Origin of the sequence: Acinetobacter sp. ASP199, from assembly GCF_022700675.1 — a bacterium.
Lineage (GTDB): Bacteria > Pseudomonadota > Gammaproteobacteria > Pseudomonadales > Moraxellaceae > Acinetobacter.
In genome coordinates, this window is sequence record NZ_CP062182.1 from 326,413 (window position 1) to 340,405 (window position 13,993).

Consider the following 13,993-nt stretch of genomic DNA (forward strand, 5'->3'; position numbering starts at 1 on the left):
CCTCTCTTTTACAAAGGGTGAGAAGCAATGCTTCGCAAGGGAGGGATTTATAAGATTAATCCCCCTAAATCCCCCCTTTTGCAAAGGAGGACTTGTTAGAGATTTATCTTCTTGACTTAAAGCTCACATCCACTTTACGCGGACGAAAGCGCCATCCAAGTAATAACAGCAGGGCCGAGAAAATCAGTACAGGCCAGTCACTCAGTTTCATATACAGTGTTTCACCCTGCATCGCTGGCAACTCACCGCGTAATACCGCTTCCTGATCCATAGGTGCACGTTTCACGATATGACCATGATGATCAATAAAGGCGGTTACACCGGTATTGGTGGCACGGATAAACCAGCGACCATTTTCCTTGGCACGCATTTGCACCATTTGCAGATGTTGCTGTGGTCCGGCAGTTCCAGTAAACCAGGCATCATTCGATACTGTTACCAGAAAGTCGCTTTGACTGGCATTGCGACGGGTCAGATTCGGATAAGCGACTTCATAGCAGATCGCAGAGCCGAGATGCTGATTTTTGATATTCAACGGTTGCTGGTTATCTGCTCCACGAGAAAAACCACTCATAGATGGGTCATTTTGCAAAGCGGGGAGTACCCAGCTAAGTGCACCAGAGAGTGGAATGTATTCGCCAAATGGTACCAGGCGCTGTTTCTTGTATAGACCACTTGCTTCATCACCGCTGGCCATGATGCTGTTGTAATACTTAGGTGTGCCTGCGGTCTGGGATTCTTTTAAATCCCAATAAGGAATACCGGTTACCCAGGAGGTTCCAGATTTCTCTGCCTGTGCTTTCATCGCGTCAAGAAAATCAGGAATATCAGCCTGGAACATTGGAATCGAAGATTCCGGCCAGACGATTAAATCACGACCCCATTCGGTCTTGGTCAGATTGGCATAGATCAGCAGGGTCTTGAGCTGATATTCAGTCAGCCATTTCAGATCTTGTGGAATATTGCCCTGAATCAGGGAAACACTGAGTGGCTTGCTGCCTTCTTTCTGTTCCACAAACGTCAGTTGCGAAGCACCCCAGGCCCCCAGCAAGAGCAGCAGGGAGGGGATTGCCCAGAATATACGACGATTCAGGATTTCTACCAAGGCACAAGCCAGTATGATCACCACGAAGGATACGCCAAACACACCGAAGAGTGGTGCATAGCCATCCAGGAAGCGTTCGGTAAAGGCATAGCCGGCAAATAGCCATGGGAAACCTGTGAAAACCCAGGTCTTCGCCCATTCAAACAGTACCCATAATGGCGCAAAAGTTAGGGGTGTTTCCGGGAAAAAGCGGCGGTAGATAAAGGTTTGTACTGCAGTAAACAGGCCCATCACCACAGCCATAAACAGGATCATCAGTACGCTGAGAAATGAACTGGTATCTCCATACTCATGGATTGAGGTATACAGCCAGAAAGCACCGACAAACCACAGACCAATCCCGTAAGCCCAGCCAATGCTAAAGGCCTGTTTGGCACTACGTTTACGCAGACAAGCATAAAGCAGCGCCGGCGACAGGATGGCCAACCACCAATAGTGGTACGGCGCCAGCGCAAAACTAAAGATGGCACCGGAAAGTAAAGACAGCAGCAGGGGATAAATCAGTGGAAGTTGCTCAGAACTTTCAGACAGCTTCAACAACTTGTCGAAATGTGCCCTCATTGGCGCACAGCCCGGATCGAATGAATAGAGCGAGCATCTGCTTCCAGAATGGTAAAGATCCAATTTCCAAGCTCAATCACCTGGCCTTCTAAATCGCTCACCAACCCGATTTCTTGCAATAACAGACCACCCATGGTTTCTACTTCATCATCAGAGAAGTCGGCATTAAGCATATTGTTAAAATGCTCAATTGGGGTTAGTGCTTGCACAATCCAGGTATTGGCTGTAGTCGGGTCATTGTCTGGAACAATATACAGTGCTTCTTCATCGGCAATGTCATGTTCATCTTCAATTTCACCGACAATCTCTTCCAGAATGTCTTCTAATGTCACCAGACCAGAGGTTGAACCATATTCATCAATCACGACGGCAATATGGGTCTGGGTGTTTTTCAGCATACGCAGGACCTGATCTGAACGTGCACTTTCAGGTACGAACAGTGGCTGGCGCATTAAGGCACGGATATCGACTTTAGACGTCGGTTCGGTCAGGAAAGGCAGCAAGTCTTTGGCAAGGAGAATGCCTACCACATTATCTGGCTGATCTGATGAAAATACGGGAAAGCGTGAATGCGCTGATTCTACCAAAACATGCAGAATATCAAGAAGCTGGTCATCTTCCTGTAAGCTGATCATGGAAGTTCGTGGTGTCATCACTTCACGAATTTTGGTCGCTGGAAGGTCGAGTACGCCTTCAAGCATCGCTACAGTATCGGGTTCTAGAAAGCGACGTGAATCTTGTACTAATTTTAGCAGTTCGTCGCGAGTTTCGGGAGCGGTTCCCAGCCATTTGCGTAAGCCGCGCATACCCCACGACGGGCCTGATTCCTCGTGCATGATCTTTCCTAAAAACTCTTAATATCTAAAAAAAATGTAATTTTATCATACCGCAGAAAATACAGTTGTCTATTGCAATTATTTAGGACGACTGTGACCGTCGCAGTCAGCGGATTAAAATGAAAATGGCAATAAAGCCAGTCATGGGTACAAACACATGTTTATGTTAAAATAAGGCAGTCTTTCCCTCCTGAGCATGCCGATGTCTGAAGCTGAAATTACTCCTAGCCTGCAATTGAATACCCGTGGTTTACGCTGTCCGGAACCTGTGATGATGCTGCATCAGGCGATCCGTAAGTCCAAGTCAGGTGATGTGGTTGAGGTCTTCGCGACAGATAATTCAACTTCATGGGATATTCCAAAATTCTGTATGCATCTGGGGCATGAATTACTGCTCCAGGAAGAACGCCTCGATGAAAATGGCAATAAAGAGTTTCATTATCTGGTAAAAAAAGGTTAATAACTTATTGGGCAGATGAACTGAATCATTTGCCCTGATTCAATTAATCAACACTTTTTAGGCTTGAAGCCTATTACACACTAAGAACTCGAGTCTAAAACGATAAAGTTTAACGAAGCCCATCTCTTGATCAAACCAATATCTTTTCTCAGGTCAGATTAAAATTAGAGCAAATCTACCGGACCAAACTGGCTAGGCTTAATCAACTAAATTTATTATAATGCCGCAAAAATAATCATAAAAAAATAAAAATGATCAGAAGTTCTATTGCTCAAATACTCGAACAATTAGGGTTAAGCGCACAGAAACGTGCTTTACATATTCAGTTTTCCAATCAGCAGCTCAACTCTGAAGTCCTTTTGCAACAGATCGATGGTCAGCATGTGCTCAATCAAGGGCTGAAAATAGAGCTGATCTGTTTATCTACCAATGCTTTGATTCCTTTAAAACGATTTATAGGCACACAGGTCGCTGTAGATCAGGTCACGGATCAGGGACAGCTGTTTCGCAGTTCAGGAATTATTACCCAGGCAGCTCAGGAGCAAAGTGATGGCGCATTAACGCTTTATAAACTTAGCTTGGAAGATGCCACTTCACTTTGGCATAAACGCCGGAATAGCCGTGTGTTTATGAACAAAAGTGTCCGTGATATTACCGAAATATTATTTAAGGAATGGCAGAGTAAAAGTCCATTATTTGCGGCTGCACTCAAGCTGGATTTATCAGGTTTGCTACAGACCTATGATGTGCGTCCTTTTAGCATGCAGTCAAATGAAACGGACTATGAATTTTTAACCCGTTTATGGCGCAGTGAAGGCATTAACTGGTTGATTGATGAATCTGAGCTAATGGTCCTACATTCCTCAGCACCGATTGAAGCACAGAAACTCAGATTGATTGATGACAATAGCCAGTATCAGGCTTTAAGCCGTCGGGTAATCCGTTTTCATCCTTCCAGTGCGACAGAGCAGGCGGATAGCATGACCAGCTTTATTGCAGAGCGACAGTTACAGCCGACTGCAGTACATATCCAGCGCTGGCATGCCGATCGCTTGAGTCAGGAAGAGGGTGCAGGTTCAGTCCAAAGCAAGCATCAGCATAGTCAGGTTCAGGATAATGCCAGTCTGGGACTGGAACAGGCGTGGAATTTCAGCCCGGCATGGGTCACTGATCTTAAGCATGAAGATCAGGCGACACCAGCATCCGCTGTACAAATTGAGAAAGTTAACCAGAACTTGCAACATTTTTATGATTCGCAGGCCAAGCAGTTCTCGGCAACATCCACTGTACGTGATGCGCAAGTTGGTTATTGGTTTCGACTAGATCAGCATCCAGAAATTGACCAGCATCAGTCAGCAGATCAAGAATTTCTGATTCTTTCCAAGCAATTTTATAACCAGAATAATTTGCCCAAAGACCTGAATGTACAGGTCAATATTTTAATCCAGCAAAGCCAATGGCAGCTAACAAAAGTTAAAGATGCTGATGAGCGCCAGGCAAATCATTTAGTCTTGCAACGTCGCAATATTCCTGTGGTTCCTGAATTTCAGCCCTTATTGCATCGACCACAAGCCTATTCGCAACGGGCAAAAGTAGTCGGGCCAGAAGGTGAAGACATTTATGTGGATAAATGGGGACGCATCAAAATCAGGTTTTTATTCACTCGTCCTGATGATCATACCCATGATAATGGAGCCGGAACGAATGATAGTGATACTGACTCGGCCTGGGTGGATGTACTGACCCCGTGGGCAGGGGAAGGTTATGGTGTGCGCTTCTTGCCACGCATTGGTGAAATTGTTGTGGTCGACTTTTTTGATGGCAATATTGACCGGCCTTTTGTGGTGGGCCGAATTCATGAAGGTCAGCGTTCACCAACAAAATTTGACAAGAAAGGACGCTTACCAGAGACCCAAAAACTTAGTGGTATCCGTTCGCAAGAAGTGCAAGGAGAAGGTTTTAACCAGTTACGTTTTGATGATACCACCGGACAGATCAGTGCACAGTTGCATAGCAGCCATGCTGCGAGTCAACTTAACCTGGGTGATTTGAGCCATCCGAAACAACAGGCTGAAAGTGAAGGGCATGGAGAAGGTTTTGAACTCAGAACTGACCAATGGGGTGCAGTCCGTGCCGGTGAAGGTTTGTTGATCTCGACTCATAAACAGCGAGCTGCAGATGGTTCACATATGGATGCTGAACCAGCGAAAAGCCAGCTCCAATCAGCTCTACAGGTAAGCCAGGCGCTCAGTGATGTGGCTAAAAATCAGCAAACTGATCCATTGGAAATTTTTGAGAATTTAAAAAGCCTGATTGAGCAGATTGAACAACAGGATCAGAAAAAAGCTGCTGCCTTTAAACAGGCAATCATGATCCTAACGGCACCACAATCGATTGCGCTGAGTACCCAGCAGGACATTCATCTATCTGCTGATGGCCAGATTAGTCAAAGTGCAGGAGAGAGTATTAACCTGAGTACACAACAATCTTTGATTGCCCATGCCAGCCAGAAACTAAGCCTGTTCGCAGCGCAAGACGGAGTACGCTTATATGCAGGTAAAGGCAAAGTCGAGATTCAAGCACAAGGAGATGGAATAGATGTTTTTGCGCGTAAAGATATAAAAATTATCTCTACTGAAGATCAGATCGAAATGACCGCAGCCAAGAAAATTGTATTAACCGCAGGCGGTTCTCAGATTGAAATCAGTAATTCAGGAATTTTGCCAACCACTGGTGGCAAGTTTGAGGTGAAGGCCGGGCAGCATCAGTTTGTACCTGGCACGAAAGTAAATATGAACTTACCATTCTTCCCACAAAGTGTGTGTTGGGAATGTTTGGCACGAAGAGCAAGCCAACGTGGTGCATTTGTCAATAAAGGGGAGGGTTTATAAATGATAAATTTATTACATCCTGATTTACAATATTTTTTTGAAGAATATCCATCTGGGGAAAATAAGACTTATTTTATTTATGCTTTGGCTGATGCAGCACAAGACAGTCGGTTTTTAAAAAAGAATTCACATTTACATGATCGTAATTTATTAACAGAAGCTGCTGGTGATAAAGCTGCAAAAATATCACCTCATTTGGTTCAACTCGGGCACAATTATAATATCGAGTGGCAATATATCTCTAAACGCGTGGTTGGGACTCCTCGATTAACTTTAATAATAAGTCCTTTAGATTTTGATAGTTTATATTCACATTTGAGGCAATTTCTGAATGTCCAGTTTGAAAGTGGATTAGAGATGTATTTAGCATTTTGGGATCCAGCTATTCTTGGTACTTTAGTCGGTCAAATTTCAGACCAGACTCTTTATGTTAAGCAGCAAGTGTTATCAGACCAGCAGAAGAAAGTTTTATTAGAGCCTATTCATAGTTGGTGGTATTGGGATCGAAAAGACAAATTACATAAAATCATCGGCGGTAATGGTCATGAATCTTTGAAATTTTATGATTGGCAAAATCCGTTTACGTTTACGCCAGTACAAGAAGACATGATGGTAGAAGCAACCTTTCCTGATCATTTGATTTATTATCTAAATCTGAATAATCCTTTCTTGGTTGAGGACTTTAAGGAATGGGAGCTTTACCCATATGTTGTGGAAAAAATAGCATTAGCACGTGAATATGGTTTGGAAGGTACTCGGGATATTTTAAATTTTATTTGTCTAACTTTGATATATAAAAATAATTTCGAACAAGATGACCTTCTTCAAAGTGTGCTATTAAAAGTGAAGAATAAGATGATCACAATGGATCAGGCGATGGAAGACTTAGAGAGTTCAGTTGAAGAAAACGAATAAATCATAAACTTTATGCTAACACAATTAATTAATCATCAAAGCAACGCGTGAAGTTAGGAATATTCTTTAAGTAAATTAAAAATTATAGGGGATGTTATGAATATATTTAAAAAAATTGTGATGCTACCAGTAAGCTTGGCTTTAGGTTTGGTGGGATGTAGTTCAGGCTCAAGTAAAACTTATGTACTTACGACAACATCGTTCGGTTATGACCCAAGATATAGACCTTATATTGTGCGAGTGAATGGCGAGGAAGTTGGAGGAGGATTTGGGGCAGCTACCAAACGATCTGCAGTTATTACAGGTCCACAATACATCAAATGGGGGGAAGGAAATAGCTATAAAGAGCATATTGCAAAAAATGTCCCATACTTAACCAAGGAGGACTTAAAAGGTAAAAGCTATTTAGCAGTGCACCTTTATCCAGATGATATGGTTGAAATTACATTGACTGAAGGGCGGAATATGCCTGATGCTACAAAAAAAGGATTAGAGGTGAGATCGAAATTAATTGATGAATTAAATGAGAATGATAAAAAAATAAAAAGGTAAGAATATGGTTTCTCAATTACAAAACATAGTAATCAAGATATAAGGAACCAGCATCTCAGTATTAACTTTTCGAAGCTGTTTGAAAAGAAGTTGGAGTCTTGATAGGCAATGTTATGAATATATTTAAAAAAATTGTGATGCTACCAGCAGGCCTGGTTTTAGGCTTGGTGGGATGCAGTTCAGGTTCCGGTAAAACCTATGTTCTTACGACGACATCGTTTGGTTATGATCCAAGATATAGACCTTATATTGTACAGGTAAATGGCGAGGAAGTCGGAGGAGGATTTGGTGCAGCCACCAAACGATCTGCGATTATTACTGGACCACAATATATTACATGGGGACAAACAAATATTCGTAAACAACACGTCGCAAAAAATGTTCCTTATTTAACCAAAGAGGATTTGAAAGGAAAAAGTTATTTAGCTGTACATCTTTATCCGGATGATACGGTTGAAATCACATTGACGGAAGGGCGGAATATGCCTGATGCTACAAAAAAAGGATTAGAGGTGAGATCGAAATTAATTGATGAATTAAATGAAAATGATAAAAAAATAAAAAGGTAAGAATATGGTTTCTCAATTACAAAAAATAAAAAATAGCAATCAAGATGTCAGTAATCTGCATCCACAATCCAAGCAAGATTGTGCTGATGTAGTTAACATTTCTGTTTTTTTTGATGGGACAGGAAACAATTTAGAAGCAGACCAAGATAAAGGAAAACTCGCCAATCCAGCAAAGTTATGGCGAAATGCACAATCTTATAGTTTATTCGAAATTGAGCGTACAAAGTCGCCAGTGAAGTTCAATCATCCTATTTATGTTTCTGGGGTTGGAACCCCATTTAATGGTGAGCTGAGCAAAGTTGATAACATAATAGCTAAAGTGCAAGATCATGATCTTTCGGGCGGTTTTACAGGCATTGGTGGTAGAAGACGCTTAGAATATGGTGAGAGTCAGATTAGTAAAAGTTTGGAAAACACTTTAAAACAAAAAATAGCCCAAGCCGAGGCAACCTTAAAGCCTCAGGTTGAAGCGCGAAAAAATGAAGCGATAGTTAAAATGGAGGCAAAGCTCAACGAACATCGTCTAATCAAAAAAGTTAATTTATCGATCTTTGGTTTCTCACGCGGGGCTGCACTGGCACGGGTATTTTCTAATGAAATGATTTGGAAGACTGAAACTGAGGACTTGAGCCTAAAGTATCAAATCTCAGGTCAAGCAGAACTTGCACCAATGGAAATACAGTTTTTAGGTATATTTGATACGGTTGCTTCTTTTGGATTGCCTGCGACCAATATGCCAAATAAACTTAGTTTTAAAGGACGAGACATGGTGGTCGATCCGAGAGTAAAAAATTGCTTACATCTAGTGGCAGGTAATGAATTACGCTTCGCTTTCCCAGTTGATTCTATCCATATAGATGAAAAATTGGCTAACCCAAGAAGATGGAAAGAAATAGTCTATCCTGGGATGCATTCCGATGTTGGTGGTGGCTATGAGCCAAGTTCACAAACAATTAGTAATAATTTTGCTCGTATACCTTTAAAGCATATGCTTGAAAGTGCAGCGGTATCAGGTGTGAAAGTATTTGGTTATAGCGAATTAGAAAATAATGACATTAAAATCTTTAATGAAGAGTTTAAGATCGAAGAAAAAACCCAGCAACTTTTCGAGGCCGTTCAAAAAGCAGCAGGAGCCTCGACAGGTGATGTAAAAAAAGATATTAAAAATTATCTCTGTACACGACAAATTTCACAGAACCCTTATCCTATCAGGATTCTGCTTTCTTAAAATTGCCAAAATTTCCTTAAACTCTTCTTTTTTCCCAAAACCAATTAAACGCTGAATCGCCATTTGAACATAGTCTAAACCATAGCGAAATAAACTCATTGAGAGTCGTCCATGCTTCTTTATTTTTATCGCTTTTTTTTGATTATGTTGCCATTCACCCGTTAAGTAACACCAACAGAAGCTTATAGCTAACACCGCAATCAATTTTTTCACTCGTCTAGGGTCTGTCAAGCGCGTATTTTCAAGATTAAACCCGCGTCCTTTGAGACAACTGAATAAGGTTTCAATTTCCCAGCGTAATGCATAATCCTGAATAGCATTGGCATTAAACTGAGGAGAAACGACGAGTAAAAGCTCTCCATTTTCTAACTGTAGTGCACTTATATATAGTTTCACCCGACCAACCAAAATCCGTCGTTTACGACATTCAATTTGACCAACTTTAAGATGGCGAAATAAATCACTAATTTTATGATTCTTTCCTAAATGATTGGTGACAATGAAGTTTTTTTAACACGAATGCAGAAGTTGATGTCTTGTTCAATTAACCATGTAAACCACTGCTCACCGATAAACTCTCTGTCTGCGAACACATTCACAATACGGTCTTTACCAAAAATGGCTATAAAGCGTTGAATCAAAGCAATACGCTCTTTCGTATCTGAATTTCCACGTTTATTAAGCAATGTCCAAAGGATAGGTATCGCTATTCCACGATAAACGATTGCGAGCATCAGGATATTAATATTTCGTTTTCCCCATTTCCAATTGGTTCTATCTAAAGTCAGTTGCACTTGGTCGAATGAAAACATATTGAAAATCAACTGAGAAATTTGACGATAATCAAAATACTGACCTGCAAAGAAGCGCTGCATACGTCGATAAAATGATTGTGGTAAACACTTGATGGGCAAGGCTTTAGATGCAGAAGAAAGATTACATGTTTGCTTTAAAATAATCACAAGCATGATGAGCGCAAAGCACTTTAAATGTGACTTGTTCCATTTTAGAGATTTGTTTAAGATAAGATATAACTCATTGAGATGTGTCATAGTATTCGTCGTTAGAAAACAATTATTGTGACATTATTTCAATGAGTTATCTATTTTTGTCGTGTACAGAGAAAAATTATATGAAGATTCAATATGGTGCCTATGGAACTTTACATCGTCAACGACAACAATATTTAGCAGCAGATAAATCAAAAGAAGATCCAGCCTATCTTTCAGTGAGTCAAATTGCTCGAGAAGAAGCAGGATTTTCTTTACCAACAGGTCCTGCTGATATGGCCACTGAAGTTGAAAGAGTTAAAAAAGCTAAAAACTTCACCACATTTGATCAATCCAATTTAACAGGTATAAAACACGTATTTAGAATTATTTATCCATTTGCTAAAGCTTATGAGTTTTTAGTCGATATAGATGATTGGGAATTACAGAGTTGGGAAAAAAATGTTTCACAAGAAGCAGTAGATTTTTATTCAAGCTATGTACACGATTCGAAATATGGTTTCATCTATAATGCAGAGCCATTTAGTTACTTTAGACAACGAACGGTATATGAATCAAAACGAAGTTGGAAAGGTAAAAGAGTGGATAAAAAATTAGGGCCTATCCACGAACAAATAGCTTATGAAAATAATGAATTTGAAAAAACTCAGAATAATTAGTTTTAAAAGTTAATAAAAAATCTGTATATGAGAATCCTTTATTCAATAAATTAAATATTAGATAGTTCGGCCATCAGCAAGATCAAGTATAACGCACATAATATTCTGTGAAGGATCTTTAATGTCACAGGTCTTACAGCGTGCGCAGTTGGCTGTATCAATGATGAGTAAAAAAATAATAATGAGTGTTTAAATGTATAACATGTTAAAAATTGAAAGTCGAATCCAGCGCCCGGAAGTTTGGATAATGGTATCTGTTGGATGAGAAAGTCTGAGTTTGTTAAGTTAAAAAGTCGTAAGGAATGGAGAGATATATTTGCATTAGGGTGAGCTGGAATAGTAAGGGTGAATATCTTGAATATACAGTTCCAAAAGATTAGAAACTCTATGCTTGGGAAGGTCCAGCGATATATCAACAGCGAGGTGAATTCTATTTAAAAGGTGGAGTCCCGCGAATCAGTCTGAATCACAGTATTTTGTAAAAGGAGATATTTTCCTAAAATTAGAAAGTGATTGGGGTGAAACAATCTGGTATTTAAAAGCAACCAATAAAGAAAAATAAAATTAAATTTTCTAAAAATACTTAAGTGCTTTAAAAGGGATATTATAAAACTTATATAAATAAACCCGCTCGAAAGCAGGTTTATTTATATCTCATAAGAGATTACATATTTGGATAGTTTGGACCACCAGCACCTTCCGGTGTTACCCAGGTGATGTTCTGAGAAGGGTCTTTGATGTCACAGGTTTTGCAGTGCACACAGTTGGCTGCATTGATCTGGAAACGCTTCGAACCGTCATCATTTTCCATGATTTCATATACACCCGCCGGGCAGTAGCGCTGAGCTGGCTCATCCCATTTTGGCAGGTTCACGTTCACTGGAATTGAAGCATCGGTCAGTTTCAAATGCGCAGGCTGGTTTTCTTCATGCACGGTGTTCGATACAAACACTGAAGACAGGCGGTCAAAAGTCAGCTTGCCATCCGGTTTTGGATAGTTCGGCTTGAAGTTCACCGCATCAACAGTTTTCAATGTCTTAAAGTCTGGCACCAGGTCATGCAGGGTAAATGGTACTTTAAACACGTTCTGGTCAATAAAGTTGAATGCACCACCCATCCATTGACCGAACTTATGCATTGCAGGGCCAAAGTTACGCGCGCTATACAGCTCTTCTTTCAACCAGCTGTTGTTGAACTTGTCTGTATACGCAGTCAATTCTTTCACGAAGAAATCTTCGCCTTCAGTTACACGTGCAACTGCCAGGTCACCGCCTTTCTCTACACCGGCCTTGATTGCTTCAAATACCGCTTCACCGCAGAGCATGCCTGACTTCATCGCAGTATGTGAGCCTTTGATCTTGGCAAAGTTCAGGAAGCCCGCATCATCACCGATTAAAGAACCACCTGGGAAAGTGAATTTCGGCAGAGAGTTAAAACCACCTTTAGTTACCGCACGCGCACCATAAGAAATACGTTTACCGCCTTCCAGATACTGCTTGATTAGCGGATGAGTTTTCCAGCGCTGCATTTCCATGAATGGATACATGTGTGGGTTTTCATAAGAAAGATCCACGATCATGCCCAGAGTCACCTGGTTATTTTCCGCATGGTATAACCACCAGCCGCCAGAAGAACCTGTTTCATTCAATGGCCAGCCGGCACCGTGCATGACCAGACCTGGCTTATGTTTCGCAGGATCAATTTCCCACAGTTCTTTAATGCCGATACCGTAATGCTGTGGATCCGCATCTTTGTCCAGGTTGAATTTCTGGATCAGGCGTTTACCCAGGTGACCACGGCAGCCTTCAGCAAAGATGGTGTATTTGGCATGCAGTTCATAACCTGGAGTAAAGTTATGTGTCGGTTCGCCATCTTTACCGATGCCCATGTCACCGGTCTGGATGCCTTTGACTGAACCATCTTCATGGTAAAGGATTTCAGCAGCTGCGAAACCTGGGAAGATTGAAACTTCCAGTTCTTCAGCTTTCTGGCCTAACCAGCGCACCACGTTGCCCAATGAAATGACATAGTTGCCATCATTGTGCATGGTCTTTGGCACCATCCAGTGTGGTGCTTCTTTAGAAGTCGTTTCAGACAGCAGGAAGAATGTTTTGTCTTCTGTCACTGGAACATTCAGCGGAGCGCCTTCTTCTTTCCAGTTCGGGAACAACTCATTCATGGCACGCGGCTCAAGTACAGCACCAGAAAGAATATGAGCACCGACTTCGGAACCTTTTTCCACGACACAAACAGACAGATCATTCAGGTTGTTTTCAATTGCAAGCTGACGGATTTTGATCGCCGCAGAAAGACCCGCAGGGCCTGCGCCTACGATGACTACGTCAAACTCCATCGATTCACGTTCGATGTGCTCCATGTGGGACTCCTCATATTACATTCGGTGGCAACCATAATCGGATGATCGGGTGCTGCCATGAGTATCTATAATTCCTGGACACAAAAAGATTAGTGTCTTTAATATTGTGGGCTAGTATAGTTTTAAACCCAGTTTAAGCCAATTGGCTGAAACATATTATTTTTCCGTCATTAAGGTCTTCTACTATGGATAAGTCAGCAGAAACGAATCATTCGACGAAAAAAACAGTCATGAGTGATGATAAAAATTTAACAAACATTGCACAATACATAAAAGATGTACAGGGCAGTCATAAAAGGTCAATACCCCCTTTGGAACAGTGGAAACCAAAGTATTGTGGCACAATGGATTTGAAGGTTTTAGCCAATGGAGAATGGTGGCACGAAGGTCAATTGATCAAACGCCAGACGATGATTGACCTGTTCTCAACAGTACTCTGGAAAGAAGATGGCAAGTTCTATCTAAAAACCCCGGTTGAGCAGATCGAAATTGAGGTCGAAGATGAGCCCTTATTTGTAGGGCAGGCTGATCAGGTGGAAATTGATGGAAAAAGCTATATTCAGCTAACGACGACTACGCAGGATGTCATTATTGTAGATAAAGAACATCCGATTTTTATGCGTGCTTTTGCTGATGAACAGCGTCCTTATGTACATGTGCGTTTTGGCATTAATGCATTGATCCAGCGCGCCGCCTTTTTACATCTGGTAGAAATGGGTGAGCTCATCGAAAATTCTGAAGGTGAAACGGTATTAAACTTGAAAAGTGGTGATTTAGACTTGCATTTAGGCACCTGAGGTTTAAGCTTTGTGCCATGTCTGTCCATTTGA

The 13,993-nt window shown here is 41.2% G+C and carries 12 protein-coding genes; 8 read left to right on the forward strand and 4 right to left on the reverse strand.

Annotated features, from left to right (window positions below):
- Positions 1–103 precede the first annotated feature (103 nt).
- Both lnt and IHE35_RS01530 read right to left on the reverse strand, forming a co-directional pair.
- Complete coding sequence (gene lnt, locus IHE35_RS01525) at positions 104–1,666, reverse strand: apolipoprotein N-acyltransferase (RefSeq protein ID WP_242788734.1); 1,563 nt, start codon at positions 1,664–1,666, stop codon at positions 104–106.
- Positions 1,663–2,502 (reverse strand): CBS domain-containing protein, encoded by an 840-nt coding sequence (locus IHE35_RS01530; protein ID WP_242788738.1) that lies wholly within the window; start codon positions 2,500–2,502, stop codon positions 1,663–1,665. Before IHE35_RS01530 ends, lnt begins: the two co-directional genes overlap by 4 nt.
- Positions 2,503–2,704: 202 nt before the next feature.
- On the opposite strand from IHE35_RS01530, the gene tusA reads away from it, so the two are divergent.
- From tusA to IHE35_RS01560, 6 genes are all read left to right on the forward strand, one after another.
- Positions 2,705–2,962 carry a sulfurtransferase TusA gene (gene tusA, locus IHE35_RS01535; RefSeq protein WP_004813458.1) on the forward strand — a complete coding sequence of 86 codons (258 nt, stop codon included), beginning with the start codon at positions 2,705–2,707 and terminating at the stop codon, positions 2,960–2,962.
- A 251-nt stretch (positions 2,963–3,213) separates the two neighbouring features.
- Entirely contained in the window at positions 3,214–5,853 is a 2,640-nt protein-coding gene (locus IHE35_RS01540) for a type VI secretion system Vgr family protein (protein ID WP_242788739.1), read from the forward strand.
- On the forward strand, positions 5,854–6,768 hold the full coding sequence (locus IHE35_RS01545) for a DUF4123 domain-containing protein (RefSeq protein ID WP_242788740.1): 915 nt from the start codon (positions 5,854–5,856) through the stop codon (positions 6,766–6,768).
- A gap of 96 nt (positions 6,769–6,864) precedes the next feature.
- Complete coding sequence (locus tag IHE35_RS01550) at positions 6,865–7,320, forward strand: hypothetical protein (protein ID WP_242788741.1); 456 nt, start codon at positions 6,865–6,867, stop codon at positions 7,318–7,320.
- 113 nt (positions 7,321–7,433) lie between these two features.
- Positions 7,434–7,889, forward strand: coding sequence for a hypothetical protein (locus IHE35_RS01555; RefSeq protein WP_242788743.1), 456 nt, complete (start codon positions 7,434–7,436; stop codon positions 7,887–7,889).
- 4 nt (positions 7,890–7,893) lie between these two features.
- Positions 7,894–9,117, forward strand: a complete 1,224-nt coding sequence (locus IHE35_RS01560; protein ID WP_242788745.1) for a DUF2235 domain-containing protein — start codon at positions 7,894–7,896, stop codon at positions 9,115–9,117.
- On the opposite strand, the gene IHE35_RS01565 is transcribed toward IHE35_RS01560, so the two are convergent.
- Positions 9,079–10,169 (reverse strand): IS4-like element ISAba1 family transposase gene (locus tag IHE35_RS01565; protein ID WP_085940648.1). Its coding sequence is split into 2 segments (ribosomal slippage): positions 9,079–9,629 and positions 9,629–10,169, totalling 1,092 coding nucleotides; the frame shifts between segments, so codons are not numbered across the junction. The two genes, IHE35_RS01560 and IHE35_RS01565, sit on opposite strands and share 39 nt — an antisense overlap.
- Before the next feature lie 80 nt (positions 10,170–10,249).
- On the opposite strand from IHE35_RS01565, the gene IHE35_RS01570 reads away from it, so the two are divergent.
- A complete protein-coding gene (locus tag IHE35_RS01570) occupies positions 10,250–10,786 on the forward strand; it encodes a hypothetical protein (protein WP_242788747.1) in 537 nt (178 codons plus the stop codon).
- Between the two features lie 664 nt (positions 10,787–11,450).
- Here IHE35_RS01570 and IHE35_RS01575 read toward each other — a convergent pair.
- On the reverse strand, positions 11,451–13,163 hold the full coding sequence (locus tag IHE35_RS01575; RefSeq protein WP_242788749.1) for an electron transfer flavoprotein-ubiquinone oxidoreductase: 1,713 nt from the start codon (positions 13,161–13,163) through the stop codon (positions 11,451–11,453).
- A 185-nt stretch (positions 13,164–13,348) separates the two neighbouring features.
- On the opposite strand from IHE35_RS01575, the gene IHE35_RS01580 reads away from it, so the two are divergent.
- Positions 13,349–13,960 carry a DUF1285 domain-containing protein gene (locus IHE35_RS01580; protein ID WP_242788752.1) on the forward strand — a complete coding sequence of 204 codons (612 nt, stop codon included), beginning with the start codon at positions 13,349–13,351 and terminating at the stop codon, positions 13,958–13,960.
- Positions 13,961–13,993 lie beyond the last annotated feature (33 nt).